General features: G+C 69.3%; 25 protein-coding genes, 1 pseudogene and 1 riboswitch. Of the genes and pseudogenes, 12 read left to right on the forward strand and 14 right to left on the reverse strand.

Going from position 1 to position 26125, the window contains the following annotated elements:
• The first annotated feature begins 63 nt into the window (after window positions 1-63).
• A complete protein-coding gene (locus tag HDA40_RS21745; protein WP_253758783.1) occupies window positions 64-2064 on the forward strand; it encodes a HelD family protein in 2001 nt (666 codons plus the stop codon).
• A 101-nt stretch (window positions 2065-2165) separates the two neighbouring features.
• Here HDA40_RS21745 and HDA40_RS21750 read toward each other — a convergent pair whose 3' ends face one another.
• The 5 genes from HDA40_RS21750 to mqnE form a co-directional block, all read right to left on the reverse strand.
• Window positions 2166-2969: an ABC transporter ATP-binding protein gene (locus tag HDA40_RS21750; protein ID WP_253758785.1), complete on the reverse strand. Its 804-nt coding sequence runs from the start codon at window positions 2967-2969 to the stop codon at window positions 2166-2168.
• Entirely contained in the window at window positions 2970-4004 is a 1035-nt protein-coding gene (locus HDA40_RS21755) for a FecCD family ABC transporter permease (RefSeq protein ID WP_253758787.1), read from the reverse strand.
• Between the two features lie 121 nt (window positions 4005-4125).
• On the reverse strand, window positions 4126-5046 hold the full coding sequence (locus HDA40_RS21760) for an ABC transporter substrate-binding protein (RefSeq protein WP_372503173.1): 921 nt from the start codon (window positions 5044-5046) through the stop codon (window positions 4126-4128).
• Between the two features lie 111 nt (window positions 5047-5157).
• Window positions 5158-5240, reverse strand: a riboswitch (cobalamin riboswitch).
• Window positions 5241-5294: 54 nt separating this feature from the next.
• Window positions 5295-5627 carry a DUF4229 domain-containing protein gene (locus tag HDA40_RS21765; protein WP_253758791.1) on the reverse strand — a complete coding sequence of 111 codons (333 nt, stop codon included), beginning with the start codon at window positions 5625-5627 and terminating at the stop codon, window positions 5295-5297.
• 55 nt (window positions 5628-5682) lie between these two features.
• Complete coding sequence (gene mqnE, locus HDA40_RS21770) at window positions 5683-6852, reverse strand: aminofutalosine synthase MqnE (RefSeq protein ID WP_253758793.1); 1170 nt, start codon at window positions 6850-6852, stop codon at window positions 5683-5685.
• A 152-nt stretch (window positions 6853-7004) separates the two neighbouring features.
• Between mqnE and HDA40_RS21775 the strand changes: the two genes are divergently transcribed.
• The gene (locus HDA40_RS21775) at window positions 7005-8396 is read left to right on the forward strand and encodes a C40 family peptidase (RefSeq protein ID WP_253758795.1); all 1392 of its coding nucleotides are present in this window, start codon (window positions 7005-7007) and stop codon (window positions 8394-8396) included.
• A 3-nt stretch (window positions 8397-8399) separates the two neighbouring features.
• On the opposite strand, the gene HDA40_RS21780 is transcribed toward HDA40_RS21775, so the two are convergent.
• The gene (locus HDA40_RS21780) at window positions 8400-9542 is read right to left on the reverse strand and encodes a MalY/PatB family protein (protein ID WP_253758805.1); all 1143 of its coding nucleotides are present in this window, start codon (window positions 9540-9542) and stop codon (window positions 8400-8402) included.
• A 216-nt stretch (window positions 9543-9758) separates the two neighbouring features.
• Between HDA40_RS21780 and HDA40_RS21785 the strand changes: the two are divergent.
• A pseudogene (locus HDA40_RS21785) lies at window positions 9759-11192 on the forward strand (DEAD/DEAH box helicase); the annotation flags it as partial.
• A 243-nt stretch (window positions 11193-11435) separates the two neighbouring features.
• Here the strand turns inward: HDA40_RS21785 and HDA40_RS21790 are convergent.
• Window positions 11436-13457: a carboxypeptidase regulatory-like domain-containing protein gene (locus HDA40_RS21790; protein WP_253758807.1), complete on the reverse strand. Its 2022-nt coding sequence runs from the start codon at window positions 13455-13457 to the stop codon at window positions 11436-11438.
• A 201-nt stretch (window positions 13458-13658) separates the two neighbouring features.
• Between HDA40_RS21790 and HDA40_RS21795 the strand changes: the two genes are divergently transcribed.
• The 5 genes from HDA40_RS21795 to amcA all read left to right on the forward strand — a co-directional run bounded on the left by HDA40_RS21795 (window position 13659) and on the right by amcA (window position 18342).
• Window positions 13659-14015 carry a sterol carrier family protein gene (locus HDA40_RS21795; RefSeq protein ID WP_253758809.1) on the forward strand — a complete coding sequence of 119 codons (357 nt, stop codon included), beginning with the start codon at window positions 13659-13661 and terminating at the stop codon, window positions 14013-14015.
• Between the two features lie 227 nt (window positions 14016-14242).
• Window positions 14243-15793 (forward strand): amidophosphoribosyltransferase, encoded by a 1551-nt coding sequence (gene purF, locus HDA40_RS21800; RefSeq protein ID WP_253758812.1) that lies wholly within the window; start codon window positions 14243-14245, stop codon window positions 15791-15793.
• 48 nt (window positions 15794-15841) lie between these two features.
• A complete protein-coding gene (gene purM / locus HDA40_RS21805; RefSeq protein WP_253758814.1) occupies window positions 15842-16978 on the forward strand; it encodes a phosphoribosylformylglycinamidine cyclo-ligase in 1137 nt (378 codons plus the stop codon).
• Window positions 16979-17078: 100 nt separating this feature from the next.
• Window positions 17079-18167 (forward strand): cyclophane-forming radical SAM peptide maturase AmcB, encoded by a 1089-nt coding sequence (gene amcB / locus HDA40_RS21810; RefSeq protein WP_253763722.1) that lies wholly within the window; start codon window positions 17079-17081, stop codon window positions 18165-18167.
• Window positions 18151-18342: a multiple cyclophane-containing RiPP AmcA gene (gene amcA, locus HDA40_RS21815; RefSeq protein WP_253758816.1), complete on the forward strand. Its 192-nt coding sequence runs from the start codon at window positions 18151-18153 to the stop codon at window positions 18340-18342. Before amcB ends, amcA begins: the two co-directional genes overlap by 17 nt.
• A gap of 87 nt (window positions 18343-18429) precedes the next feature.
• Here amcA and HDA40_RS21820 read toward each other — a convergent pair whose 3' ends face one another.
• Window positions 18430-18639 (reverse strand): BldC family transcriptional regulator, encoded by a 210-nt coding sequence (locus HDA40_RS21820; RefSeq protein WP_007073996.1) that lies wholly within the window; start codon window positions 18637-18639, stop codon window positions 18430-18432.
• Between the two features lie 306 nt (window positions 18640-18945).
• Complete coding sequence (locus tag HDA40_RS21825) at window positions 18946-19785, reverse strand: DUF8083 family protein (RefSeq protein ID WP_253758818.1); 840 nt, start codon at window positions 19783-19785, stop codon at window positions 18946-18948.
• Window positions 19786-20081: 296 nt separating this feature from the next.
• Here HDA40_RS21825 and HDA40_RS21830 point away from each other — a divergent pair, with 296 nt between their 5' ends.
• The 3 genes from HDA40_RS21830 to HDA40_RS21840 all read left to right on the forward strand — a co-directional run bounded on the left by HDA40_RS21830 (window position 20082) and on the right by HDA40_RS21840 (window position 21986).
• Window positions 20082-21152, forward strand: coding sequence for a Glu/Leu/Phe/Val family dehydrogenase (locus tag HDA40_RS21830; RefSeq protein ID WP_253758820.1), 1071 nt, complete (start codon window positions 20082-20084; stop codon window positions 21150-21152).
• Window positions 21153-21404: 252 nt separating this feature from the next.
• The gene (locus HDA40_RS21835) at window positions 21405-21626 is read left to right on the forward strand and encodes a DUF3073 domain-containing protein (RefSeq protein WP_253758822.1); all 222 of its coding nucleotides are present in this window, start codon (window positions 21405-21407) and stop codon (window positions 21624-21626) included.
• Window positions 21627-21782: 156 nt separating this feature from the next.
• Window positions 21783-21986, forward strand: coding sequence for a hypothetical protein (locus HDA40_RS21840; RefSeq protein ID WP_253758824.1), 204 nt, complete (start codon window positions 21783-21785; stop codon window positions 21984-21986).
• Between the two features lie 10 nt (window positions 21987-21996).
• On the opposite strand, the gene HDA40_RS21845 is transcribed toward HDA40_RS21840, so the two are convergent.
• The 5 genes from HDA40_RS21845 to HDA40_RS21865 all read right to left on the reverse strand — a co-directional run bounded on the left by HDA40_RS21845 (window position 21997) and on the right by HDA40_RS21865 (window position 25367).
• Window positions 21997-23292, reverse strand: coding sequence for a PrsW family intramembrane metalloprotease (locus tag HDA40_RS21845; protein WP_253758826.1), 1296 nt, complete (start codon window positions 23290-23292; stop codon window positions 21997-21999).
• A gap of 7 nt (window positions 23293-23299) precedes the next feature.
• On the reverse strand, window positions 23300-23854 hold the full coding sequence (locus tag HDA40_RS21850) for a hypothetical protein (RefSeq protein WP_253758828.1): 555 nt from the start codon (window positions 23852-23854) through the stop codon (window positions 23300-23302).
• A gap of 115 nt (window positions 23855-23969) precedes the next feature.
• Complete coding sequence (locus HDA40_RS21855) at window positions 23970-24791, reverse strand: pentapeptide repeat-containing protein (protein ID WP_253758830.1); 822 nt, start codon at window positions 24789-24791, stop codon at window positions 23970-23972.
• Complete coding sequence (locus HDA40_RS21860) at window positions 24785-24982, reverse strand: hypothetical protein (protein ID WP_253758832.1); 198 nt, start codon at window positions 24980-24982, stop codon at window positions 24785-24787. Before HDA40_RS21860 ends, HDA40_RS21855 begins: the two co-directional genes overlap by 7 nt.
• Window positions 24983-25046: 64 nt before the next feature.
• Window positions 25047-25367, reverse strand: a complete 321-nt coding sequence (locus HDA40_RS21865) for a hypothetical protein (protein WP_253758834.1) — start codon at window positions 25365-25367, stop codon at window positions 25047-25049.
• Window positions 25368-25824: 457 nt separating this feature from the next.
• On the opposite strand from HDA40_RS21865, the gene HDA40_RS21870 reads away from it, so the two are divergent.
• Window positions 25825-26109 (forward strand): hypothetical protein, encoded by a 285-nt coding sequence (locus HDA40_RS21870; RefSeq protein ID WP_253758836.1) that lies wholly within the window; start codon window positions 25825-25827, stop codon window positions 26107-26109.
• Window positions 26110-26125: the final 16 nt, after the last annotated feature.

Raw genomic sequence — 26125 nt, forward strand, 5'->3', positions numbered from 1 at the left:
GGCGGGTCCCACGCGGCCCGCGGCGGAGCGCCGGGCGGCCCGAACTGCCTTCAGGGAGTAGCAGTGACGCCCGAGCTCGACCACGAACTAGCCGCCGAGCGTACGCACCTCACCGTCAGCCGAGCCGCCTTGCAGGCGATGCGCGAGCACGTCGAGGTCCTGTTCGCCACCGGAGACAAAGTCGCCGGCGACCCCTTCTCCGCCGAGACCCTCGGCCGCGCCCTGGCCAAGCGGATCAAGGAGCTGGCCGACGACCCGAACACGCCCCTGTTCTTCGGCAAACTCACCTTCGGGGCGGACGCCGCCGACGCCGAGAGCGCCGGTCACGCCTTCCACATCGGCCGCCGGCACGTCACCGACGCCGCCGGGGAGCCGATGGTCCTGGACTGGCGCGCACCCGTCTCCCGCTCGTTCTACCGGGCGAGCGCGTCCGACCCGCAGGACATCGCGGTCCGCCGCCGGTTCGGCTTCAACGCCGGCGAGCTGACCAGCTTCGAAGACGAGCACCTGACCCTCGGCGAGGAACTCGGCACGAAGAGCGCGATCCTCACCGCCGAAATCGAACGGCCCCGCGTCGGCCCGATGCGCGACATCGTCGCCACCATCCAGCCGGAGCAGGACGAACTCGTCCGGGCAGCACTGGAGGAGTCGATCTGCGTACAGGGGGCACCGGGCACCGGGAAGACGGCCGTCGGCCTGCACCGCGCGGCGTACCTGCTCTATCTGCACCGCGAACGGCTGCGGCGGGCGGGCGTACTGATCCTGGGACCCAACCGGGCCTTCCTGCGCTACATCGCCGCCGTCCTCCCGGCGCTCGGCGAGATCGAGGTCAGCCAGTCCACGGTCGACGATCTGATCGCGACCGTCGAGGTCCGGGCGGCGGACACGCCCGAGGCCGAGGCGCTCAAGCACGACCCGCGGCTCGCCCAGGTGCTCCACGATCTGCTGTGGCGACGCGTACGCCGGCCGCAGGAGCCGTTGACGGTGCCGGACGATTCCTATCGCTGGCGGGTCGACGCCGGGGTACTGGCCCGGATCGTCGACGACGTACGCCGCGGCGAACCCCCGTACGCCCTGGGCCGGGAACACGTCCGGGCCCGGGTCGTCGACCTGTTGCTGCGACAGTCGGAGGCTCGGCGGGGCGACTCGCCCGGTGAGGCGTGGCGCCGCCGGATGACCAAGGCGAAACCCGTCGTGGCGCTCCTCGACCAGGTGTGGCCCGCGGTCACCCCGGCCGAGCTGGTCTTCGAGTTCCTCACCGCCCCCGAACACGAACTGCTCACCGAGTCCGAGGCCGAGGAACTGCGCTGGACGAAGCCGTCGAAGACCGCGAAGTCGGCGAAGTGGACCGCCGCCGACCTGGTCCTCCTCGACGAGGCGGCCGGGCTGATCGAGCGACCGGGCGGCTTCGGCCACATCATCGTCGACGAGGCCCAGGACCTGTCCCCCATGCAGGCCCGCGCCATCGCCCGACGCAGTACGCACGGCTCCGTGACGCTGCTCGGGGACCTCGCGCAGGGCACCGCGCCCTGGGCGGCGAAGCAGTGGCAGGACACCCTGGGCCACCTCGGCAAGCCCGATGCCGTGGTGACGCCGCTGACCACCGGTTTCCGCGTACCGGAGCAGGTCGTCGAGCTGGCGAACCGGCTGCTCCCGGCGCTGGGCGTGGACGTCCCGCCGGCCCAGTCGCTGCGCCCGGACGGGTGGCTCGCCATCCGCCCGACCGCCGCCCCAGAAGCGCTGGCCGAGGCGGTCGAGGCAGCGCTGGCCCAACCCGGCTCAGTCGGCGTGATCAGCGCACAGGACGCGGTCGACTCCGTGGCACGCTCGCTCGCGAAGTACTCGCCCACCTCGTTGGACGACGACGATCCCGACTCCCGCCTGACCGTGGTCCCAGCCACGCTGGCCAAGGGTCTGGAGTACGACCACGTCATCGTGGTGGAACCGGCCGCCATCGTCGAAGCCGAGGCCCGTGGGCTGCACCGGCTCTACGTCGTCCTGACCCGGGCGGTCACGACGCTGACCGTCCTGCACGACCGCCCCCTCCCCACCCCCCTCGCCTGACAGCCCCTGTTGATCATGCGCGGCTCGCCAGTCGATCATGCCCGCGCGGAGTTGATCAGGATGTCCGGGACACGCCACGCCGCGCGATCACGACCGTTAGTTCATGATCGCGCGGGTGGGGGTGGGGGTGGGGGTGGGGTAGCGGCGCGGGTGGGGACTACTAAGGGGCCGTGGTCGCCGGGGATGATCCGGACTCGCGCGCGATAGTGCTTCGCGAGCAGGTCCTCGGTCAGCACCAGCTCCGGCCGGCCGTCGGCGACGATCCGGCCGCCGTCCATGAGGACGAGACGGTCGGCGTACTCCCCGGCGACGGACAGGTCGTGCATCGTCGCGAGCACGGTCAGCCCGGCCTCCCGCCGCAGCGCGTCGATCAGTTCGAGGACCTCCTGCTGGTGCCCGATGTCCAGGGCACTAGTCGGCTCGTCGAGCAACAACAGCGGGGCCTGCTGCGCCAGGGCACGGGCGAGGAACACCCGCTGCCGCTCACCGCCGGACAGCGTCGGCAACTCCCGGCCCGCGAACCGGTCCAGGTCCAGCCGGGTCAGCACGTCCCGCACCACGGCCAGGTCCGCGCCGGACTCCCGGCCCAAGGTCGGGATATGCGGCGTACGCCCAAGGAGGACGTAGTCGAGGACGGTCATCCCGGCGGGGACGACGGGGTACTGCGCGACGGCCGCCATCCGCCGAGCCCGTTCCCGCCGGTTCAACTCCGTGAGCGGGGTCTCGCCGAGGACCGCTTCGCCCGCGTAGGCGTACTCGCCGAGGACCGCCCGGAGCAGGGTGGACTTCCCGGCGCCGTTCGGCCCGATGATCGTGACCCATTCCCCGGCGGCGACCCCGAGGTCCACATCGTCCACGATGGTCGCCTTGTCGAGGACGACGCCGAAGCCGCGCAGCCGAAGCATCTACAGCCTCGCCGACCGCGTCGTACGCAGGACGAGGATGAAGAAGGGCGCCCCCACGAAGGCGGTGACCACGCCGATCGGCAGCTCGGTCGGGGCCGCCACGGTCCGGGCGATCAGATCGGCTCCCACCAGGAAGGCTCCGCCGTAGATCATCGACAGCGGCAGAATCGCCCGGTACGACGCTCCGGTGAGCAGCCGCACGATGTGCGGGACCACGATGCCGACGAAACCGATGAGCCCTGAGACGGCCACCGCGGCGGCGGTCGCCAGGCTGGCCGCCGCGACCAGGATCAGCCGGGATCGCGCGGGATGCAGCCCCAGACTCGCCGCCTCCGCGTCGCCCACGCTCAACACGTCCAGCTCCCGGCGCAGGGCCAGGACGACCAGTGCGCTGACCACGGCGTACGGAATGATGACCAGGACGTCGTGCCAGCCGCCGGTCGCGAGACGGCCGAGCAACCACGAGTAGACCTCGCGGATGCTGTCGGCGTAGCGCTGGAGCACGTAGGTCTGGATGGCGGCGAGGAAGGCCGAGATCGCGACCCCGGCGAGAATGAGCGTGCTGCCGGAGCGATCGCGGCCGCCCGCGATCCCGAGCAGATAGGTGAGCCCGACCGCGAGCAGCGCGCCGGCGAAGGCGAAGAGCGGGACGCTGGTCCACATGCCGCCGCGCAGCGCGATGGCGAGCGTGGCGCCGAGACCCGCGCCGGCCGCGACGCCGAGCAGATAGGGGTCGGCGAGCGGATTCCGGAAGACGCCCTGGTAGCTCGCCCCGGCGAGGGCGAGCATCGAGCCGACCAGCATGCCGAGCACCACACGCGGCAGCCGCAGGTCGGTGACGATGGCGATCTCGCGCTCGTTCAGCCCCGAATTCAGGTGTACGCCTGGAATCAGGTTCAGCAGCTCGATCGCGACCGAACCGGGCGGCAGCCCGACCGGCCCGAAGGCGATGCCGGCGAGGACCGCGACGACGAGGACGGCGACCGCGGCGAGCAGCCACGACAGCCGCAACCCAGCCGGCCTGACCTCCATCATCACCACCCCCTTCCGCTCGCTCACCGCATGCTCGCCCGCTCGCCGCGTTGATCATGGAGTTAACGATGGTCTCGACGGCGTGTCGAGGCGGTCAACCCCATGATCAACGAAGCGAAGCGCGTCAGGAGATCTGGTTCACCGAGGTCGCGACGGTCTGCGCGAGATCGACGATCCGCGGCCCCCAGCGGGAGGCGATGTCGTCGTCGAGCGCGACGATCTGGCCCTTGCTGACGGCGGTGATGCCGGACCAGCCCGCCCGCGCCTTGACGGTGTCGGCGGTCTGCTGGCAGCACTTGGCGTCGGCCAGGAAGATCAGGTCGGGGTTCGCCTTGACCAGGGCCTCGGCGGACAGCTGCGGGTACCCGAAGGCTTTGCCGTCGGCGTCCGCGGCGTCGGCGACGTTCTGCAGGCCGAGCAGCGTGAAGATCGACCCGATGAAGGTCTTCGAGGTGGCCGAGTAGAGGTCGGGCGAGACCTCGTAGAAGTAGGTCAGCGGCTTGGTACGCGCCTTGACCGACTTCACGATCGTGTCGAGCTTCGACTTCATGTCGCCCACGACCTTGGCGGCATCGTCGGCGTGGCCGGTCAGCTTGCCCAGGTCGGTGATCTCGGCGTACGCCTCGTCGAGGGTCGCCGCCGCCGGAACCAGGAAGGTCGGGATCTTCAACGCCTTGAGCTGGTCGACGATCTTGTCGCTGTCGTTGGTGAGGACCACCAGGTCCGGGTTCTTAGCGGCGATCGCCTCAGCGCTCGGCTTGTACGCGGACAGGTCCGACTTCGGTACGCCGGCCGGGTAGTTGGACTGGTCGTCGACCGCGACGACCTGCGTACCGGCGTTGACGGCGTAGAGCATCTCGGTGGCCGTCGGCCCGAGCGAGACGATCTTGGCGGGCTGCTTGTCGAGCGTCACACTGCCGACGGTGACCGGGTACGCCGCACTGGTCGGCGTGGCAGTGGGGGTGGCCGTGCCGCCGTTGCCGGTGGAGCAGGCGGCCAGGCCGAAGGCGAGACCGGCGAGCAGTCCGAGCGCACGTCTTCTCAACATCGAATTCCTCCTATCGGTCGAGGGGTTAGTCCGCCGACAGGAGTGAAGGGTGCCTGCCCGCGAGACGCCCTTCCTCGAGAGCGTTACTTCGCGACCGCGGCGAGGCGACCTGGCTCGACCAGCCCGTACGCGACCAGAGTCACGCCCGGGGAGGGATCACAGTTGCGGGACAGCGCCGGATTCGCACCGGCTTCGCTGACCGCGGTCAGCCAGAGGCTAACCCACGGCCGATCCCGGACGGAAATTCAGCGCTGTTCGCTGTTGGTGGGCGACTGCTCGGCGTCGGTCGGGTGATCGGGCTCATCCTGGGTGGCCGGCTTCGTCCCGGCGGGCTCGTCCTCACCGGCGAGCGCGGATCGGAGCTTCGACTTCTCCGTCTTGCGGCGCTCGACCGCGTTCTGCAGCTGGAGGGAGTACTGCTCACGCCAGCCACGCAGGACGAACCAGCTCAGCACCGCCGATACCAGGATGGCGAGGACGAGCTTGAGGAAGATGCTCAGCGGGAACGGCAGCAGCACGAGGAACGCGGCGACGAACAGGCCGATGCGCCCGAGCGTGTACTTGACAGCAGGACTCACGCCCAGCAGCCTACGCGCTGCTGGGCGGGTTCCACGAAGTGGCCGGGCCGAGTCCCTATGCCCAGACCTGCTGGGGTTCGCGCCGCCGATCGGCCAGCGACACCGGCGCGTCGAACTCGCGTACCACCTCGTAGCGGGTGTTGCGCTCGACCGGCCGGAAGCCGGCGTCCTGGATCAGGGTGAGCAGGTCCTCACGGTGCATGGTGTCCGGCGTGCCGTAGGAGTCGGCGTCGTGGGTGATCTTGTACTCGACCACCGAGCCGTCCAGGTCGTCCACGCCGAAGTTGAGCGAGAGCTGGGCGACCGAGAGGCCGTGCATGACCCAGAAGCACTTCACGTGATCGAAGTTGTCGAGCATCAGCCGGGAGACCGCGAAGGTCTTCAGCGACTCGGCCGGCGACGCCATCGTCGTCTTGGCCTGGATGCGGTTGCGGACGATGCCGTCGGCGCTGTCGTGGAAGTCGTGCTGGTAGCGCAGCGGGATGAAGACCATGAAGCCGCCGGTCTCGTCTTGCAGCTCCCGCAGCCGCATCACGTGATCGACCCGGTGCCGGGGTTCCTCGATGTGCCCGTAGAGCATGGTCGCCGGGGTACGCAGCCCCTTCTCATGGGCCAGCCGGTGAATCCGCGACCAGTCCTCCCAGTGGCACTCGTGGTCGACGATCTGCTGACGGATCTCCCAGTCGAAGATCTCGGCGCCGCCACCGGTCAGCGAGGCCAGGCCGGCGTCGATCAGCTCGTCGAGGATCTCGTCGGCGGGCAGGCCGGAGATCTTCTCGAACCACTGCACCTCGGTCGCGGTGAAGCACTTCAGCGAGACGTCGGGCAGCGCCTCCTTCAGTGCGCGCAGCACGCGGGGGTAATACTTCCACGGGAGTGTCGGGTGCAGACCGTTGACGATGTGCAGCTCGGTGAGCTGCTCGTCCTTCATCTCCAGCGCCTTCTCCACGGCCTGCTCGACGCGCATGGTGTACGCGGCCTTCTCCCCCGGCTTGCGCTGGAAGGAACAGTACGCACAACTGGCGGTGCAGACATTGGTGAGGTTCAGGTGCCGGTTGACGTTGAACATCACCCGGTCGCCGTTCTTCTCGGTGCGCCGGTGGTGCGCCAATCGGCCCAGCCAGGCCAGATCGTCGCTGGCGTACAGGGCCTCACCGTCGGCCCGGGTGAGCCTTTCGCCGGCGTAGACCTTCTCTTCCAGCTCCCGCTTCAGCCCCGCGTCCATCCGCTGCGCCTCCCAACCGTCGACTCCGTTCTGCACATTACCCGGGGGTTCTTCGGTCCTTACGGTCGCGGGTGTCGACTTTCGCTTCCGGGTGCGCTATGAACGAAGGCGGCACACCGGACGGATCCGGCGGGACCTCGGGGAGAAGACACATGACGCGACGACGCGTTGGCGCGGCTCGGTTGTCTGCGCTGCTCACGGCAGCGATCGTCACGGGAGTGGCGGCTCCGGCCGCTGCGGCGCCGTCGACGACCACCGCGACTGCGCAGAAGGTGCCCGATGGCGGCGTCCTACCTGTCCCGAATGGTCCGTTGCAGTTGCCCTATGGCGTACCCACGAGCGGCGGCACCGTCGGCAACGACCTGGCCGCGCTCGCCGCGCAGCTGAACGCGATCCAGACCGAGGTCTCCGTCCTCGCCGAGCAGCTCAACGAACTGAAGCAGGCGGTCACCGACACCACGAACGCGTTCATCTACGCCCAATACGAGTACGCCGAAGCCCAGAACCGGTTGGAGAAGGCGAAGAAGGCCCTCGCCTCGGCCGCGTCGGACGCGTACGTGCAGTCCGGCGGTCTGCCGAACCTGGGGCTGGGCGGACTCGCCCCGCGCGCCGACGACCCCGTGCACGGCAGTTCCGGCGCGGCGCACGAACTCGCCCTGGCCAAGGCGGAGTACGAGCGGACCAAGACGGCGTACGAGACGACGCAGAAGAACCAGACGGAGACGAAGCAGCGCTTCGCCACCACGGAGGTCAGCTACAACCAGCGCAGCACCGCGATGTTGGAGCTGAAGACCCGTAATGCCGCGAAGGTCGCGCAGATCCTGCGTCAGCAGGAGGCGGCCGAACAGGCCCTCGGCCAGCAGTACCTCAACACCGACGCCCTGTCCGGCTACAAGGCGAACCCGAAGGCGCTCGCCGCCGTCAACTTCGCCCTCAAGCAGCTCGGCAAGTCCTATGTGTGGGGCGCCGAGGGCCCCGACCACTACGACTGCTCAGGTCTGATGTGGGCGGCGTACCGGTCGACCGGGCACACCCTGCCGCGCGTCTCGCGGGACCAGTACCAGGGCACCAAGGACACCTCCGTGTCCCGATACGCCTTGCTCCCCGGCGATCTGCTGTTCTTCGGCGAAGACCCGAACAACCCGGCCTCGATCCACCACGTCGGCATGTACCTCGGCAACGGCAAGATGATCCACTCGCCGACCACCGGCGACGTCGTGAAGATCTCGAACGTCTGGTGGTCGCACTTCTTCGGCGCGACCCGGGTCTACTCGGCCATCAAGGTCGCCACCCCGACGCCGACGCCGACGCGGACGACGACGCCCACCGCGACCGCCACGGCCACGGCCACGGCGACGGCGAAGCCGACGCAGACGACGACATCGCCGAGCCCGAGCCCGACGACCAGCTCGCCGAGCCCGACGCCGACGACGCAGTCGCCCACGCCGGCCGAGACGACCGACACCCCGGCGCCGCAGGACACCACCAACTCGGCGGCCGCCACCCAGCCCGCGGTCGAGCCGACGCCGACGCCCGCTCCGTAACGCTCAGGCGCGGAGCGCGGTCACCATCCGGGCGACACCGTCCGCAATGGACTCCGCCGACGCCGCGATCGTGCCGCGGACGTGGCCCACGCCGCCGGTGCCGAACTTGCGCCCGGGAGCGAACGCGACGCGGCCACGTTCCAGGAAGAAGTCGGCGGGCTCGCCCTCGATGATCAGCTCGCGACAGTCCAACCAGCTCAGATAGGTGCCTTCCGGCGCGCGGTACCCGACCTGCGGCAGCTGCTGGGCCAGCAGGTCGCCGAGCAGGCGGCGGTTGGCGTCCAGGGCCGCCAGCAGATCGTCCAGCCACGGCTCGCCGTGCCGCAGCGCGGCCGTGTGCGCGATGGTGCCGAAGTGGCTCGTCCCGTGCGCGACGTGCTCGGGCAGCCGCCGGACGTCGTCGACGGCCTGCGCGCCCCCGATCATCAGCGCCGCCTTCAGCCCGGCGAGATTCCACGCCTTCGACGCCGACATCAGCGAGAACCCGCGATCGTCCACGCTCAGATACGGCACGAACGACGCGCCCGCCGGAACCAGCGGCGCGTGGATCTCGTCGGCCACCACCCGCACCCCATAACCGTGGGCGAGCTGCGCGACTTGCTCCAGCTCCGCGCGCGTGTGCACGGCACCCGTGGGATTGTGCGGATTACACAACAGGTACGCAGCCCGACTACCCGCCGACGCGGCGTGCCGGAACGCCGCCTCCAGGACGGCGAAGTCGATCCGGCCGTCCGCTCCCAGTGGCGCCTCCACGATCCGGCGGCCCGCATGCTCCACGAAGCCGAAGAACGGGAAGTACACGGGCGGGTTGACCACGACGGCATCGCCCCGGCCGGTGACGAGCCGAAGTGCCTCGACGACCCCGGTCATGACGTCGGCCACCGGCGACGTCTGAGCCGTCTCGAAACTCCAGCCCCAGCGACGGCCGCCGAACGCGCTCAGCGCTTCCGCGTACCCGTCGCCGGCGGGGTAGCCGGTGTCGCTGAGGCGCACCGCTTCCTCCAGCGCCTCGCGTACCGGGTCGGCGAGGTCGACGTCCATCTCGGCCACGAACGCCGGCAACACGTCCTCAGGGTATGTGCGCCATTTCACACTGGTCCGCCGGCGCAACATCTCCGGCGTGACCGTGCTGAACGGGTCGGCCATGGTTCCGATCTTCCCACGTTCGGGGGCTCGTCAGGCGGGCCGATTCGTGAGCCCAGCCACTCCGGGCCCTTATTCGGACAAGCGGGGCAGCCGAGCACGTACACTTATCCCTGTTGCGTGCCCATCGGCACGCGTTTTCTATGCGTGTTCCTGCGAGAAGAATGCTGGCGGCAGGCCTTCCGGGCCGCCGCGCGGACGCGGGGATACCTCCATGGAATGCCCCACGTTCGAGTACCGAGGAGCACCTTGAGTTTCGCTGATCCCTCCACCTTCCCGTCCGTCTTCGACCTCGAGTCTGACACCAGCGGCTCCGAGTCGGCTGGGAAGGCCACCTTCGCTGAGCTGGGCCTGCCGCGCAAGCTGGTCCGGGCGCTGGCCCGCGAAGGCATCACCCATCCCTTCGAGATCCAGGCCGCGACCGTGCCGGACGCCCTCGCCGGGCGCGACGTGCTGGGCCGGGGCCAGACCGGCTCGGGCAAGACCCTGGCCTTCGGCCTGCCGGCGCTCGCCCGCATCGCCGAGAGCGGCCGGGCCCGCCCGCGTCACCCCAAGGGCCTGATCCTGGTCCCCACCCGGGAACTGGCGATGCAGGTCGCCGACGCGCTCCGGCCGCTGGGCCGCGAACTGGGCCTGTTCCTGGCCACCGCCGTCGGCGGGGTGCCCTACGACCGGCAGATCTCCGGTCTGGAGCGGGGCCTCGACATCCTGATCGCGACGCCGGGCCGGCTGGGCGACCTCATCAACCGGGGCGCCTGCTCGCTCGACGAGGTGCAGATCTCGGTGCTCGACGAGGCCGACCAGATGGCGGACATGGGCTTCCTGCCCGAGGTCACCGAACTGCTCGACAAGACCCCGGCGGGCGGTCAGCGGCTGCTGTTCTCCGCGACCCTCGACGGCGACGTCGACACGCTGGTCCAGCGGTTCATGACCGACCCGGTGACGCACTCGACCGCGCCGCCGGCCGCCTCGGTCACCACCATGGATCACCTGATGCTGCTTATCCCGCCGACCGACAAGTTCCGGGTCGTCGCCTCGATCGCGAACCGGTCGGGCCGCACGATGCTCTTCGCGCGTACACAGGCGGCCGTCGACCGGCTCGTCGACCAGCTCCGCGAGGTCGGCGTACGCGCCGGCGGCCTGCACGGCGGCAAGAGCCAGGCGGTCCGCACGCGTACCCTCGCCGAGTTCAAGGAAGGCCGCACGAGCGTCCTCGTGGCGACGGACGTGGCCGCCCGAGGCATCCACGTCGACGGCGTCTCCCTCGTCGTGCACGTCGACCCGCCGCGCGACCCGAAGGACTACCTGCACCGGGCGGGCCGCACCGCCCGGGCCGGCGAGTCCGGCGCGGTCGCCACGCTGGTCCTGCCGAAGCAGCGGCGCAGCACGCAGATGATGCTCCAGAAGGCCGGTGTCGACGACGCCGCCGAGCACCGCGTACGCGCCGGCGACGCCCGCCTGGCCGAGCTGACCGGCGCCCGCGAACCGAGCGGCGTACCGGTCAAGGACGAGCCGCGCCCGGCCCCGGCCGCCGCGCACCGTCCGCGCCGTCACTTCTCGGACCGGCCGCGCCGGTTCCCCGATGGCGGTGGCCGCGAGGGTGGTGGCCGTCCCCGCTTCCGTGAGGACCGCCCCAAGCGGTACGCCGACCGCTGACCCTCTTAGTACATCTCCTTGATCGGGTCGCCGATCTGTGTCGAGAACACCCCGTTCACGACACGGATCGGTGACCCGATCATCGTTTCGCCCGCAGGATCGCCAAGATCTGGTCCCGGACTTGGGCCAGTTCGGCGCGTAGTCGTTCGTCCACCTGGGAATGCTGAAACGAAAGCGGCCGCACCGCCGAAGCGATGCAGCCGCGTTCTGTGGATTACCAGGCGGTGTGGATAACGCCGCTCAGTCGTCGAGCCAGTCGAGACGGCGGTCGGCGCGCCGGGCCTGGTCGTCGTAGCCGTTGGTCTGCTGGCCGTACGAGTCCGGGTTGTAGCGCTGCGTCGCCTCGCCGTACGCGCCCTGGTCGTAACCGCTGCCGCGCTGCTCGGGGACGTAGCCGCCGCCGGAACCGTAGTTGTTGCTCTGCGAACCGTAGTTGCCGGCCGAGTCGCCATAGCCGCCCGGCTGCTGCTGACCGTAGCTTCCCTGCGAGCCGTAGCCCTGGTCGTAGCCGCCGCTCGCCTGGCCACCGGCGCCGTAGGTGCCGGCCGAGTCGCCGTAGCCACCACCGGACTGCTGTTGCTGCTGACCGTAGCCGCCCTGCGAACCGTAACCCTGGTCGTAGCCGCCGCTTTGGCCGTAGCCGCCGCTCGCCGCGCCGTAGTTGCCGCCGCCCTGGTCGTAGCTGCCGCCCTGCTGACCACTGCCGTACGCCGAGCCGTTGGCGCCGTAGCCGCCGCCCGCGCTGCCGGAGCCGTACTCCGAACCGGGGGTGGCCGGCGAACCGTAGCCGCCACCGGCCTGGGGTCCGGCACCGTAGCCACCGGCGCCGCCCTGGGCGCCCGAGCCGTAGCCGGAGGTCGGTGCCGCGGGTGAACCGTAGCCGGAGGTCGGTGCCGCGGGTGAACCGTACGCCCCCGCGACGGGCGAGCCGTAGGCTCCACCACCGGCCGGGGAGCCGTACGCACCGCCACCGGCCGAAGGCCCAGCGGCCGGAGAGCCGTACGCCCCACTGGAAGGCGCGCCGTAGGTCGAACCACCTGCGGAAGGACTGCCGTACGCCCCACCGCCGGCCGGGGAACCGTACGCGCCACCGCCGGCACCGGCAGCACCACCGGCGGACGGCGAGTAACCGCCGCTGCCGTAGGTCTGCGTCGGCTGCGCGTCCTGGCCGTAGCCCGTCCAACCGCTCTGTTGCGGGCGAGCGCCGTATTCCCCGGGGCGCTGCACCGTCGTCGGGGCGTCGCCCATCGGCGACCGGGCGACCATGGTCGGGTCGGCCGACGGCCGGGCTCCGTAGTAGCCGCCGCCGCTGGATCGAGGCGGCGTCGCCCGGCGTACCGGAGCGTCGTCCTCGTCCTCGTCGTCCTCGTCTTCGTCGTCCTTGTTGCGGCGCATCAGGATCAGCGCGATCGCGCCGATGCCGAGCAGCACGAGCAGGCCGCCGACGATGATCATCATCCAGGACAGCCCGCTACCGGAGTCGTCGCTGGAGTTGGTCGTGTCGACCGCGCCCGCTCCTGCGGACTCGGTCGCGTTGGGGTCCCCGGAAGCCGTCGCGTTCGGGTCCACGGTCGCCTCTTCGGTCGGCGACTCCTCGACGGACGGGGACGCGGTCGCGCCCTTGGGCGACATGCCGATGCTGATGCCGGACTTGGACTGCCCGGCCGACACCGTGTACGACTTCGTCAACGTGGTGTAGCCGTCGGCGCTGACGCCGACGTAGATCGTGCCCGCCTGGATCGGGTCGCCGGCGCTGCTGGTGAACGACCACGCCCCACTGCTGTCGGTGGTGTCGTTGTGCGTCTTGCCGGACGGGTCCTTGATGATGACGAGCGCGCCGTCGATCTTGGATCCGGTGCTGACGTCCTTGACGCTCCCCGAGATCGTGTTGATCGTCGTGGACGACTTCTTCAGCGTGACCGTCCCGGCGTCCTGCTTCTGGTTGCCGGCGGTGAGCTTGATCGTCGCCTGCTCGTCGTTCGTCGACGCCGAGGAGTACTTGAAGGTCGCCGAGTACTGCTTGTCCTCGCCGGCGGTGAACGTCTGGCCGCCCCACGAACAGGTACCCGAGCAGGTGAGCTTGCCGTTGCTGGACTCGGCCTTCACGTCGAACGTGTCGTCGCCCAGTCCGACGTTCTTGACCGAGAACGAGACCTTGACCGTCTCGTTGTAGTCGACTGAGGATTCGCTCAACGAGTAATTGGAGATCGCCGCGATCGCGGTCGCGGGACCGCCGATCGCCAGGACGGAACCTAGCGCCAAGCTTGCGACCACACCCGCACGCAGCAAGAAGGCCCGTCGTCGGTGTGTTGCCACGGTCACCCGCCCTTTCCTTCCACTCCCCCCGCGGACGCGCAACGGTCCGTTAGATGCGCACCGCTCGCCACTATGCCTTGTCCGACCAAGGTTCCGCGACCCAGGGGAGGGGCCAATCATGATGGGTGAGAGTCGTATCGTCCACTCATGTCCGTACCGCGCGATAAATCCCAGGCGCTGCTCACGGCGCTTTCATGCATCGATGCAGATCAGGAGCCGGAGCGGACGACCTTGCGCGACGCCGTTCGGTTCGTTCTGGGCGTACTTTCAGATCGGGAGCCTGGACGTTCGGTGGAGGTACGCGTTCCTCCGTTCGGCGCAGTGCAGTGCATCGCTGGACCTCGGCATACCCGGGGCACGCCGCCGAACGTTGTGGAGATGGACGCAATTACCTTCCTCAAGGTGACGTCGGGACGGCTCGCGTGGGCGGACGGCGTCGCGGACGGGCGCATCACCGCCAGTGGCAATCGCGCTGATTTATCGCCGTTCATACCGATTGTCTGAATCATTCGCTCTTTTCCGAATCCGCAAACTCTGCCAGAATCAATAGAGCCGCGCTTCACGTCGGACTATCACGGAAAGCACCCGGAAGGTGGCTTTCCGTGAAGGCCACCGAGTCGCGTACACTGTCACGCGACGGCAGACTGAGCTTCACCAGAGCTTCAGGCCCTGGCGGACCACTCACGAGACCACCGATCAGCGACATCGAGCACTAGGTTGGGAGCAGCAGGGTGCCCCGAGGCGACGGCCGGTTGAGCCACGAACTCGACCCCTACCGGCCAGGCCCGCAGGACGCGTGTGGCGTCTTCGGAGTCTGGGCGCCGGGCGAGGAAGTGGCCAAGCTCACCTACTTCGGGCTCTACGCCCTGCAGCACCGCGGCCAGGAGGCGGCGGGCATCGCCGTCAGCGACGGCACCGGCGTGGTGGTCTACAAGGATCTCGGCCTGGTCGCCCAGGTCTTCGACGAGCCGACTTTGGCGAGCCTGCGCGGCCATCTGGCCATCGGGCACGCCCGGTACTCGACGACCGGCGGCTCCACCTGGGAGAACGCGCAGCCGACGATCAAGGCGACCAACCTCGGCACCACGCTCGCCTTGGCGCACAACGGCAATCTCGTCAACTCGGCCGATCTCGCGACGCGTATCCGTGAGCTTGGTCTCGACGTCGACGGCTCGACCAGCGACACCGCGCTGGTCACCACGCTGCTCGCCGCCACGCCCGACCTCAGCGTCGAGGCGGCCGCGTTGCAGGTGCTGCCCACGGTCAAGGGCGCCTTCAGCTTCGTCTTCATGGACGAGAACACGTTGTACGCGGCTCGTGACCGCAACGGCGTACGCCCGCTGGTGCTGGGTCGTCTGGAGCGGGGCTGGGTGGTCGCGAGCGAGGCCGCCGCGCTCGACATCGTCGGCGCCAGCGTCGTGCGCGAGGTCGAACCCGGCGAGCTGATCGCGATCGACGAGAACGGCCTGCGCTCGTCGCGGTTCGCCAACCCGGACCCCAAGGGCTGCCTGTTCGAATACGTCTATCTCGCCCGGCCCGACGCCACCATCTCCGGCCGCAACGTCTACGCGGCGCGTACCGAGATCGGCCGTCAGCTGGCCCGGGAGCACCCGGTCGAGGCGGATCTCGTCATCCCCAGCCCCGAATCGGGCACGCCCGCTGCGATCGGCTACGCCGAAGAGTCCGGCATCCCTTACGGCATGGGCCTCGTGAAGAACGCGTACGTCGGCCGGACCTTCATCCAGCCGTCGCAGACCATTCGTCAGCTGGGCATCCGGCTGAAGCTCAACCCGTTGCGCGACGTCATCCGCGGCAAGCGGATCGTCGTCGTGGACGACTCGATCGTGCGGGGCAACACCCAGCGCGCCATCGTGCGGATGCTGCGTGAGGCCGGCGCCATCGAGGTGCACGTGCGTATCTCCTCCCCGCCGGTGAAGTGGCCTTGCTTCTACGGCATCGATTTCGCGGACCGCGCCGAACTGCTGGCCAACGGTCTGGACAACGAGGGCATCCGTCGCGCCATCGGTGCCGACTCCCTCGGCTACGTATCGCTGAACGGTCTCATCGCCGCCACCGAGCAGCCGGCCAACCGCTTGTGCCGGGCCTGCTTCGACGGCCAGTACCCGATTGATCTGCCCGCCGGTGATCTGATCGGAAAGCATGTGCTCGAGTCGGTCGGCCGTCGTGTGGACGAGGCGGGCCAGGCCGAGCAGCGGGACCGGTCCGGTGACGAACCGGCCCTGAACGAGGACCCGGCGACCCTGGAACGCGCCGGAGCCTGAGCACGCGGCCGTCGTCGCTGCCGCGAGAGAACAAAGGGGAGTACCACCGTGACGCACGTAGCCGAGCGCCCAGCCACCGACGGCGCGGGCGGCCGTCAACTCTGGAACGCCGAGAACGGCAACGGTCGTAGGCGCCAGGCGACTTACGCGGACGCCGGAGTCTCGATCCACGCCGGCGATCAGGCGGTGGAACTGCTCAAGGCGAAGGTGCAGCGCACCCACCGGCCGGAGGTGCTGGGCGGGCTGGGCGGCTTCTCCGGCCTGTTCAAGCTCGATGTCACGAAGTACAAGAAGCCGGTGCTCGCGTCCTCGACGGACGGCGTCGGCACCAAGCTGGTGATCGCGCAGGCGATGGACATCCACGACACGGTCGGCATCGACCTCGTCGCGATGGTCGTGGACGACCTCGTGGCGTGTGGGGCGGAGCCGCTGTTCCTGCTCGACTACATCGCCTGCGGCGAGGTCGTTCCGGATCGGGTCGCCGAGATCGGCGCGGGCATCGCGGACGGTTGCCGCACCGCGGGCTGCGCGCTGCTCGGTGGTGAGACGGCCGAGCACCCGGGCGTGATGAAGTCGCACGAGTACGACCTTTCCGCCAACGGCGTGGGCGTCGTGGAGGAGGACGAGATCCTCAGCCGCGAGCGCGTCCAGCTGGGCGACGTGGTCATCGCGATGCGCTCGTCGGGTCTGCACTCCAACGGCTACTCGCTGGTCCGCCACGTCCTCATGGGGCAGGGCCGACTGCGGCTGAGCAGCGTCATCGAGGATCTCGGCGTGAACCACACGCTGGGCGAGGAGCTGCTCACCCCCACCAAGATCTACGCGCAGGACTGCCTCACGCTGATCGCCGAGTGCGAGGTGCACGCGCTCGCACACGTCACCGGTGGCGGCATCCCGGGGAACCTCAACCGGGTCCTGCCGGACACGATGGACGCGATCGTGGACCGCTCGACGTGGCGGCCGCAGCCCATCTTCGATCTGGTGCAGAGCCGGGGCCGGATCGAGGCGCCCGAGATGGAGTCGACCTTCAACATGGGCGTCGGCATGTTCGCCGTGGTCGCGCCCAACGACGCCGACCGGGCGATGGCGCTGCTCACGGCGCGTGGGGTCGAGTCCTGGTCGGTCGGCGAGGTCGTCGAGGGCGAGGGGAACGTACGCATGCTCGGGTCGCACACGCGCGGCTGAACGAACTGCGGGGCTCCCTAGTCTGGCCGGAATGCGCCAGACTAGGGCAGCGGCGACCGCGAGGAGGTGGGCGATGGCCTCCGTACACCGGTTCACCGGCATGCGGGGCATCGCCTCGGTGCCCTCTTACGTGATCATGCAGCCCACGACGCTGTGCAATTTGGACTGTGCGTACTGCTATCTGCCGTTGCGCAAGGAGGATCGGCGGATGGCTCCGGCCGTCGCCGAGGCCGTCGCGCAGACCGTGAACCAGTGGGCCACCGAGGCGCCCCGATTCTCCGTGGTCTGGCACGGTGGCGAGCCCACCGCAGCCGGCCGGGAGCGCCTTCTCCAGCTCATGACGCCGTTCCAGGGCGTCGAGCACCACCTGCAGACCAACGCCACCCTCGTCGACGACGCCTGGTGCGAGTTCTTCCGGGCGTACGACATCCACATCGGATTGAGCGTGGACGGCCCCGAGCGGCTCACCGCACAGCGCGTCGACCGGTCCGGGCGGGCGGCGTACCAGCAGATCATGCGCGGAGCGGAAGCTTTGCGACGGCATGGCGTGCCGTTCGCGGCTCTCTGCGTGGTCTCCGACCCGAGCCCGGCGCTGGCCCGCGAGCTGTACCCGTTCTTCCGCGAGCTGGGCTGTTACGCCCTCGGCATCAACATCGAGGAGCGCGAGGGCGTCAACACCCGCAGCAACGCCCACGAGGAGAGCGAGGTCCGCGGTTTCTGGGCGGAGCTGACCGCGGCCTGGCGCGCCGATCCCGCGATCGAGTTGCGCGACATCGAATTCGCCATCCGGTACGCCGGAGCGCTGCGCCGGAACGAGGCGGACGGCGTCCTGCCGCGCCAGGTGGATCCGATCCCGACGATCGCGTACGACGGCTCGGTCGTGCTGGTCTCCCCGGAGCTGGCCGGGTTCAGCAGTCCGCAGTACGGCGATTTCAGCAGCGGCAACGTGACGAGTACAGCGTTGGCCGACATCGTCGCCGACGCCACGGATTCCCCCTGGATCAGCGAGTACCTGCGCGGCGTGGAAGCCTGCCGGGACAGCTGTGCCTATTTCGGGTTCTGTGGCGGTGGCCATGCCGCCAACCGATACTTCGAGCACGGCCGATTCGACACGACGGTCACCGAGCACTGCCGCAACAGCAAGATCCGCCTGATGGAGGGAGTCCTGGACCATGCCGCACCTCATTGAGGCGCCTGATCTGGCCGACCGAGTACGCGCCGACGGCGTCGCCGCGCTGGTCGAGGCGGCTGAGGAGATCTGGTCGACCCGGGCCGCCGATCCGCGGGGCCCAGTCGCGGGACCGCGCCCGTTCGAGGACGCGTTCCCGACCTTCTACCAGTTCTCCAACAGCCCGCAGAAGTAGCGGGGGCATAGTTGAAGGGAGCCCATACCGTCTACGTCGGACGGCTCGGGCTCCCTCCAGCAGGGGTGTTCGCCGGGGGACGGGCGATTAGTCGCCCTGGCGCTGCTGCGGGATCTGACCCTGCAGAAGCGCGCGCACCTCCGACTCGCGGTAACGGCGGTGTCCACCCAGGGTGCGGATGGCGCTGAGCTTGCCCGCCTTCGCCCACCGGGTCACCGTCTTGGGGTCGACACGGAACATCGACGCCACCTCGGCGGGGGTCAGCAGCGGCTCGGGTTCGTGCGTACGCGACGCCATGGGTCACTCCTCCACAAGTACCTGTTAACGAGGGCCGGGGTCCCGCCGGCCGACGCGCCTCCCATAGTCCGGCTCGTCCACGATGTCCGACATGGGCCGAACGGGTGAAGGTCCGTAGATGGACGGATGATGAATCAATGATATTTCCGAAAAAAACCGGACAAAATGCCCTCAAGGGATGACGGCATAGGCCGGAATTGTGCTTACTTCTAGGCGTTTTTCAATGCGCCCAGAGAGCTTCAATACCGGACAAATTCCCTCTGTCGGGTAGCCCTCGAAGTACCGGCGAGTAACGCGTACTGATGATCAGTTGTAGCGCTCCATGAGCTGAATCTCGCGCCAGCGGTCGACCAGTCGCTCGTAATGATCCGTCGCCGCCTCGCCGTCGCCCGTATTCAGCGCGGCGAGACCCGCGGCGACCAGGCCCGGCGAATCGTCGTCGTACAGCGCCTGATCGTTGAACAGATGCACGAGGCCGCCGTAGTCGAGTTCGACGATCGAGCCGGGATGGAACTCCTCCAGCCAGCGGGTTCCCTCAGCGACCGATTCGGTGATCGGGGCGTCGCCCATGGTGCGGCGCAGAATGGCCAGCCCCTGATGGGCCCGGCGACGCGCCTTGCCGATCTCCGTCCGATAGCGCACCAGTCGGCGACCGGCGCCGACGCTGATCTCCCGCTCGGCGAAGTCCACGAACAGGAACCACCGCAGCGGTACGCCCCACGTCGCGACGTGCTCGTGCACGCGCGGCAATCCGTGGTCGAGGACGCGCGCGCCGCCCCGGAAGTCGCTGACCACCGTCTGAGCGAGCCCGGCCAGGGCGGGCGGGACGAACGCGTCGGCGAGGATGGCGGGTACGCCGGCCCGTGCCGTGAGCGCCGCCTCCGCCACGCGTACGCGCAGATTCCAGGGGCAGATGAGCGCACCGGACTCGGTCGTCAACACGTACGCCTCGTCGGGGAGATCCGGCAGCCGCGACCAGCTCGCGCCGAGCGCCTCGAGAACGGTGACACGCTGACGACCAGGCCCCTCGGCCGGGCCGACGGCCCGTCCCTCGTCGAGGTAACGGCGCCAGAAGCGCTGACGATCCCGGTCGAACGCGGCCAACGGCTCATAGACGCGTAGGTACGCGGCGAACTGTGACGGCACGTGGCGATCCTCCCACGGGCTGAGGGCTTCCCGCACGTACCCGGGACACTCGCCTGCCCCCATCCCCATTCACCCGGCGCGAATGCCGGTGCCCAGTGCGAAAGCTTCTGCCCGGCCCGATTGCCTCCGCCCGGCGCGAATCGCGTGGCGATCGCGACGGCGTCTCGCCGAGTGGTCGGGGCCACCGTCGCGACCAGCTACTCCAGTAGGCTCCGAAAGGAGACCTCGCGCCACCCCATGCGGGGTCCCGCGGCCCGCGCCACACAACGGCGCGACAGACTCGACGAGGAGTTCTCATGGGCGTCTTCAGCGCCGACACCGGTCACGAACAGGTCGTCTTCTGCCAAGACCGGACTACCGGCCTCAAAGCGATCATCGGCGTCTATTCCACCGCGCTCGGCCCCGCCCTCGGCGGCACGCGCTTCTATCCATACGCCTCCGAAGAGGAGGCTCTGCACGACGTGCTGGAGTTGTCTCGCGGGATGGCGTACAAGAACGCCCTCGCGGGGCTGGACCTCGGCGGCGGCAAGGCCGTCATCTGGGGTGACCCGGTGCTGGACAAGACCGAGGCGCTGCTTCGGGCGTACGGCCGGTTCGTGCAGTCGCTCAACGGCCGCTACTGGACCGCTTGCGACGTCGGCACCTACGTCCAGGACATGGACGTGGTGGCCCGCGAGACCCGGTTCGTGACCGGTCGCAGCGTCGAGCACGGCGGCGCGGGCGACTCGTCCATCCTCACCGCCTGGGGCGTCTTCCAGGGCATGCGCGCCGCCGCCGAGCATCGCTGGGGCTCGCCGTCGCTGCGCGGCCGCCGGGTCGGCGTCGCCGGGCTGGGCAAGGTCGGCAAGTACCTCGTCGCCCACCTGCTTGAGGACGGCGCCGAAGTCGTCGCGACCGATCCGAGCGAGGCCGCGATCGCGTGGGCTCGCCAGACCCACCCGCAGATCACCCTCGTGGGCGATGTGCAGGAACTCATCACCAGCGACATCGAGGTGTACGCGCCGTGTGCCCTCGGCGGGGCGCTCAACGACGACACCGTTCCCGTGCTGCGGGCGCAGATCGTCGCCGGAGCGGCCAACAACCAGCTGGCCCACCCGGGGGTGGAGAAGCTGCTCGCCGAGCGCGGAATCCTCTACGCGCCGGACTACGTCGTCAACGCCGGCGGCGTGATCCAGGTGGCCGACGAGATCGAGGGCTTCAACTTCGACCGCGCCAAGCTGCGGGCGACCAAGATCTACACGACCACGAAGCAGATCCTCGAACTCGCCGACGACGAGGGCGTGTCGCCCGCCACGGCGGCCGACCGCCTGGCCGAGCGGCGGATGGCGGAGGTCGGGCGGCTGCAGACCATCCGCCTGCCTCGCTGAGGCGCGCTGAAGGGCTAGTCAGGACCCGCGCGAGCGCTCCGGACGGGGTGCTCCGCGGGTCACGACCGAATCCGCAACGAACCCCTTACCGTCGCAAATCAGACAGTTTGCGCGCGGCACGGCAACATGGAGTGGAGCCCGAGGTGCCGAAGTCGGCAACACCTGTGTACCGTATGAGCCACGAGAGATGCCTGACGTCATCGGGGCCCGCCTTCGGGCTGCCCCGACATTCATGTGCGAGGGGGTCGGTCCATGGGACGCGGCCGAGCTAAGGCCAAGCAGACTAAGGTGGCCAGGGAGTTGAAGTACCACTCCCCGAACACCGACCTCGCGGCGTTGCAGCGAGAACTCGGTGGAGCCGCCGCCGCAAAGTCTGATGAGCAGCTCGACGACGAGTACGACGAGTACGACGCCGACGAGGACTCAGAAGACGCGGACGACGACCCCAACTGGGCGATACGGCGTTCCCGGTAGACGCTGTCGAAGATCGTTATTCACCAGCGGCGCAGGCACATTGCGCTCGCTCTGTGGGTAGCGATCTTCGCGTGCCGCCACAAAGGTGTGGGGTCGTCCAGTGGGTGCATCAGGGGGTGTGGTGCGTTTCGCACGCACCGCCTAGCCTGATGCCTCATGAGTGAGATTGAGACTCGCGGCGACGAGGAAAACACGCTGGTCACCTTTGACACCGACGGCGACGGCAAGGCCGACGTCTGGGTCAAGGACACCGACGGCGACGGCGTTTCCGACCTGGTGGAACTCGACCACAACCACGACGGTGAGGTCGACGTGACCCTGGTCGACCTCGACCAGGACGGCAAGCCCGACAACGTCTGAACGTTGCCGGTCAGCCGCCGCCCAGGGCGCGGAACGCCGACATCAGCAGCAGGACCACCAGCACCGCCGCGAGCACCCACCAGAGCCAGCGGCGGTGTTTGTGCGTACCGGGCAAGGCTTCGTCGACGCCGAGCTGGGTGAGGCGCTGGCGGGCCGCCAGCACGCTCTCCCGTGCCCGGGTCACGACGGGGTCGGCGCCCGGTGCGCCATGGGCCGCGCGGGCTCGGGCCAGTTCGACGGCGTACCGGCATTGCGCACGCTGCAATGTGCGGACCGCACGCTCGCCCTTGCCCCCGGCGACCTTCTTGGCGTGGTGGCGGGCCCGGGCCCGCAGATGGGCCTCGGCCAGCGTGCCCACCTCGCCCGGCGTCGCGACGTGCGGATCGCCGAGCTCGCCGAGCTCGGCCAGGTAGAAGCGCGCCTCGCGGGACCGGGCCAGCCAGGCCAGGCTGAGCACCAGGGCGAGGGCCGGGAGGCCCTTGATCAGCAGGCCGAGCAGGATGCCGCCGGCTCCGCCGCCCACCCCGTCCGCGAGCAGCGGCGAGTTCCACAGGAAGTGCAGGAACCAGGCCCCGCCGAAGCCCACCGCCACGCCCGCGAGCCGGTTCAGCATCGACCGCCGGGTGTGCACCAGGAAGTACGCGATCCCGCCGCCGACCAGCGCCGAGAAGATCGTGTGGCTCCACAGGCCGGACAGGAACCCGCGGAGGAAGACGGTGGAGATCACCGGGCCGATCTCGTCACCCTGACCGGCGACGGCGACCGCGTTGACCGCGTAGATGATGTCCTCGACGATCTGGAAGCCCAGCCCGACGAGGGCGCCGTAGACCATGCCGTCCAGCACGCTGTTGATCTGCGCCCGGGCGATCAGCACGAGGACGATGACGCCCAGGCCCTTGAGCAGCTCCTCGACGCTCGGCCCGGCGATCGCCGACCCCCAGGCGGCGGCGAACTCGGGGGAGACCAGTTTGGCGAGCAGATCGTGCACGGCCCGGTTGCCGGGGATGGCGACGATCGGCGCCACTGCGGCGCCCCACGCGAACGCGGTCGCCAGCAGCAGCCACGGCTCCCGTTCCAGGAAGTCCAGCGACGCGATGAAGAGCCAGAACGGCACGGCGTAGAGGCCGAACAGGACGATCGCAGTCAGCGTCGCCGTCGGCCACTTCCCGTACGCCGTCGCGAAGATCCCCAGCAGTTGGATTCCACAGATCAGCAGCAGTCCGGTGAGCAGCCAGAAGGCCGGCATCTGCAGCGAGCGTACGGCGCGGGCGGTCCGGGGCGTGGGCCGGACGGAGTCGGTGGACATCGGCGGCCTACCTCTGCTCGATCGACGCGATGCTCGCCTCGATCCCCGTCATCAGATTGGCCAGATCGGGTTCGGCGCCGCTGACCGTCACCTCGATCGCGCGCCCGGCGCTGAGGAAGACGGCGTACCGGCCGAGACGTCCGGGCGCGGTGTAGGACCCCTGTACGCCGGTCAACCCGCTGTCGGTGGTCGTCGAATCCTCGGCTCCGGTGACCTGGTAGCCCCGCGTACCGGTGATCTTCGCGCGCAACTTCGCCGCCGCGGCCGTCAGATCGCCGGTGAACGGCGCGACCACGATGACGTACCGGACCGGGCCGATCAGGAACAACGCCGTGCCCCGGTCGGCGCCCGGCCGGGTGTTCGTGAGGTCCAGCTCGGCCTGCCCCGGCGGGATCACCACGACGCCCCCGCCGACCGCGTACGCCCGCCCGCCGACCGTCGAAGCACCGGCCGGAACCCGGCGGTTGATCGCCGGCAGACCCCAGGCCACGAAGAGGATCACGACCAGCACCGCCACGCTGCTGGCCAGATTGCGCAGCAGCCGGGTCCCCGCGGTCGACATGATCCGAAAGTAACGTGGGTGGCACCTGCGTGTCCGACTTATGCGTTCTTTCGGGCGACGTTCCGTGCCCCTAGCGCTGCGTCCCCAGCGCCCCGGGTGACCGTCCCCAGCGCCCCTAGCGCCCCGTCCCCACTGCCCCCGGGGGACCGTCCCGCAGCACGGAGCCGGAGGCGAGCCGCGTACCCGCGAACTCGACCATTCCGTCGGCCAGGTCGGCCCGGCGGAGGTCGATCCGCCCACCCGCGATGAGCGCCCCGATGAACAGCACATACGCGCCGACGAGCCGGGCAGCGGTGAACGTGACGCCTCCGCCGAGGCACCGCATGCCGTAGAAGACCAGTTTGCCGTGTGCGAGGCTGGCGCGGGTGAAGTCGAGCGCGCCGGCGCTGACCACGGTCAGCGAGAAGTCGACCGTCGCACCCGTGAAGGTCGCGCCGGTGAAGTCGAGCCGGCCGCCGTCGAAGACCGCTCCCGTGAAGTCGACGAGGCCGCCTTCGAACGCGGTCCCGGTGAAGTCCACCTGCCCGCCGGCGAAGACCGCGTCCGCGAAACCGACGTGCTGCTGGGTGAAGGTCGCCCCGCGCAGGACGAACCGCCCACCGGTGAAATGAGCGCCGCGGAACGTGCGCGCCGGAATCAACGCCCCGGTCAGGTCCATGTCGAAGCCGCCCCAGCCGTCGTCGCGACGCAGCCGGTCGCCGAGCACCGCCAGCGCCTCGCCCGCTTGCGGGCCGCCTTCGCGTACGTGGGCGCACAGCGCGTCGACGCACCGCTGCCGTCCGATCGGCCACGCGTCGGCCAGCTCCGCGATGCTCAGGGCCGCGCCCGGCTCATCCTCCGCGAGACGTTGCCGCAGCCGCGCCAGCTCCGGTCGGCGGGTCAATCTCCACCACCAAGGGGTACGCCCAACGGGGCGGTCGACGCCGATCATCAGCATCCCACCGCCTCGAGCCGGTAGGTTCCGGCCGGGAGGGCGCCGTAGTAGCGGGCGCACTGGATCTCGTCGACCTGGCCGGTGAGCGTACGCAGCCGGGCGTGCAGCGCCGAGTCGCTGTCCACGATGTAGTGGTAGGCCCCGTCGCGGATCTCCCAGCGCCGGGTCAGGGTCAGTTCGATCGTCAGGCTCATCCGCGGGGTTCCCTTCTCTGTTGCCGTCGCTGGGGTGGGGCCGGTCGGCCCCACCCCGGTTTCCTCAGGCCGTTCGCCGCCGGTGCCAGAACCAGCCGACCGTGGGCGTCCCGAGCACCGCGGCGGTGACCGCGGCGACGGTGGCTCCGGGGCCGGCCGAGTAGCCCCGGCACAGCACCACCGCCAGGATCACCATCACCGCGGTGGCGGTGACGACGACCGCGAACTCTCCGGTGCGGCCCATGCGGTCGTGGGTCTGGAGAGTGAACCGTTTGTTGATGAAATCCAGCTGGATCGCGTCCAGCGGCCGCCAGGCGTACGGCGCCCGGTATGCCTCCGCGGACGGTTCCTCCTCCCAGACCTGCTCTTCCTCGGCCTCTCCCATGCCGCGTCTCTCCTGTCCAGGTCCTCGACGTCGACTCCACCGCATTCGTAACCGTGCGTAGCGTACATCAGTTGTTCTCACGTATCACGCCTCAATATATGCCTGATTGCTGCATGCGAAGATCACAACGACTCATGCCACACCGGACATGCTAGGACACGGATACCGCACTTCCCGGACGCCAATGACCGTCGTTTCCGGACTGTTATCAGCGGAAACCACGAAGAGTAAGGACCGAAGTAATCCGGGGGCCGACCTGGTGTATCGCCAGCGTCGGACGATCACGATGTGCTCGACAGTCGCACACCGTGTGCGCTATCGTGGTCGTGACATACAGCAGAACGTAGCGGTACGATTACCCGGCTGCACGCGCCGCCGATGAGAAACAAAGGGTGGCACCCGTCGCAGCGGGTACCACCCAGTCCAAACCCCCTGCGCAAACAAGGAGTTGGACCCCATGAGTGTGCAACACACGATGTCCGAGGACACCCAGGGAGATGACGACAGTCGCGTACCCGACAAGGGTGTCGGCGGCTCGTTGACGAGGGTCACCGCCAACTTCACGCCGCGTGCGATGAAGGCGATCGACCGGATCTCCACGAAGACCGGCGACTCGAAGACCGACATCCTGAATAAATCGGTGATGATGTATGAGGCATTCCTCGAACTCCTGGAACGCAGCGACAGCGAGACGCTGACCGTGAAGCTCAAGGACCGCGAGGTCGACCTCTGGCTCTTCTGAGCCGATCCCGGCTCTT

The organism is Hamadaea flava, assembly GCF_024172085.1.
GTDB classification, from domain to species: domain Bacteria; phylum Actinomycetota; class Actinomycetes; order Mycobacteriales; family Micromonosporaceae; genus Hamadaea; species Hamadaea flava.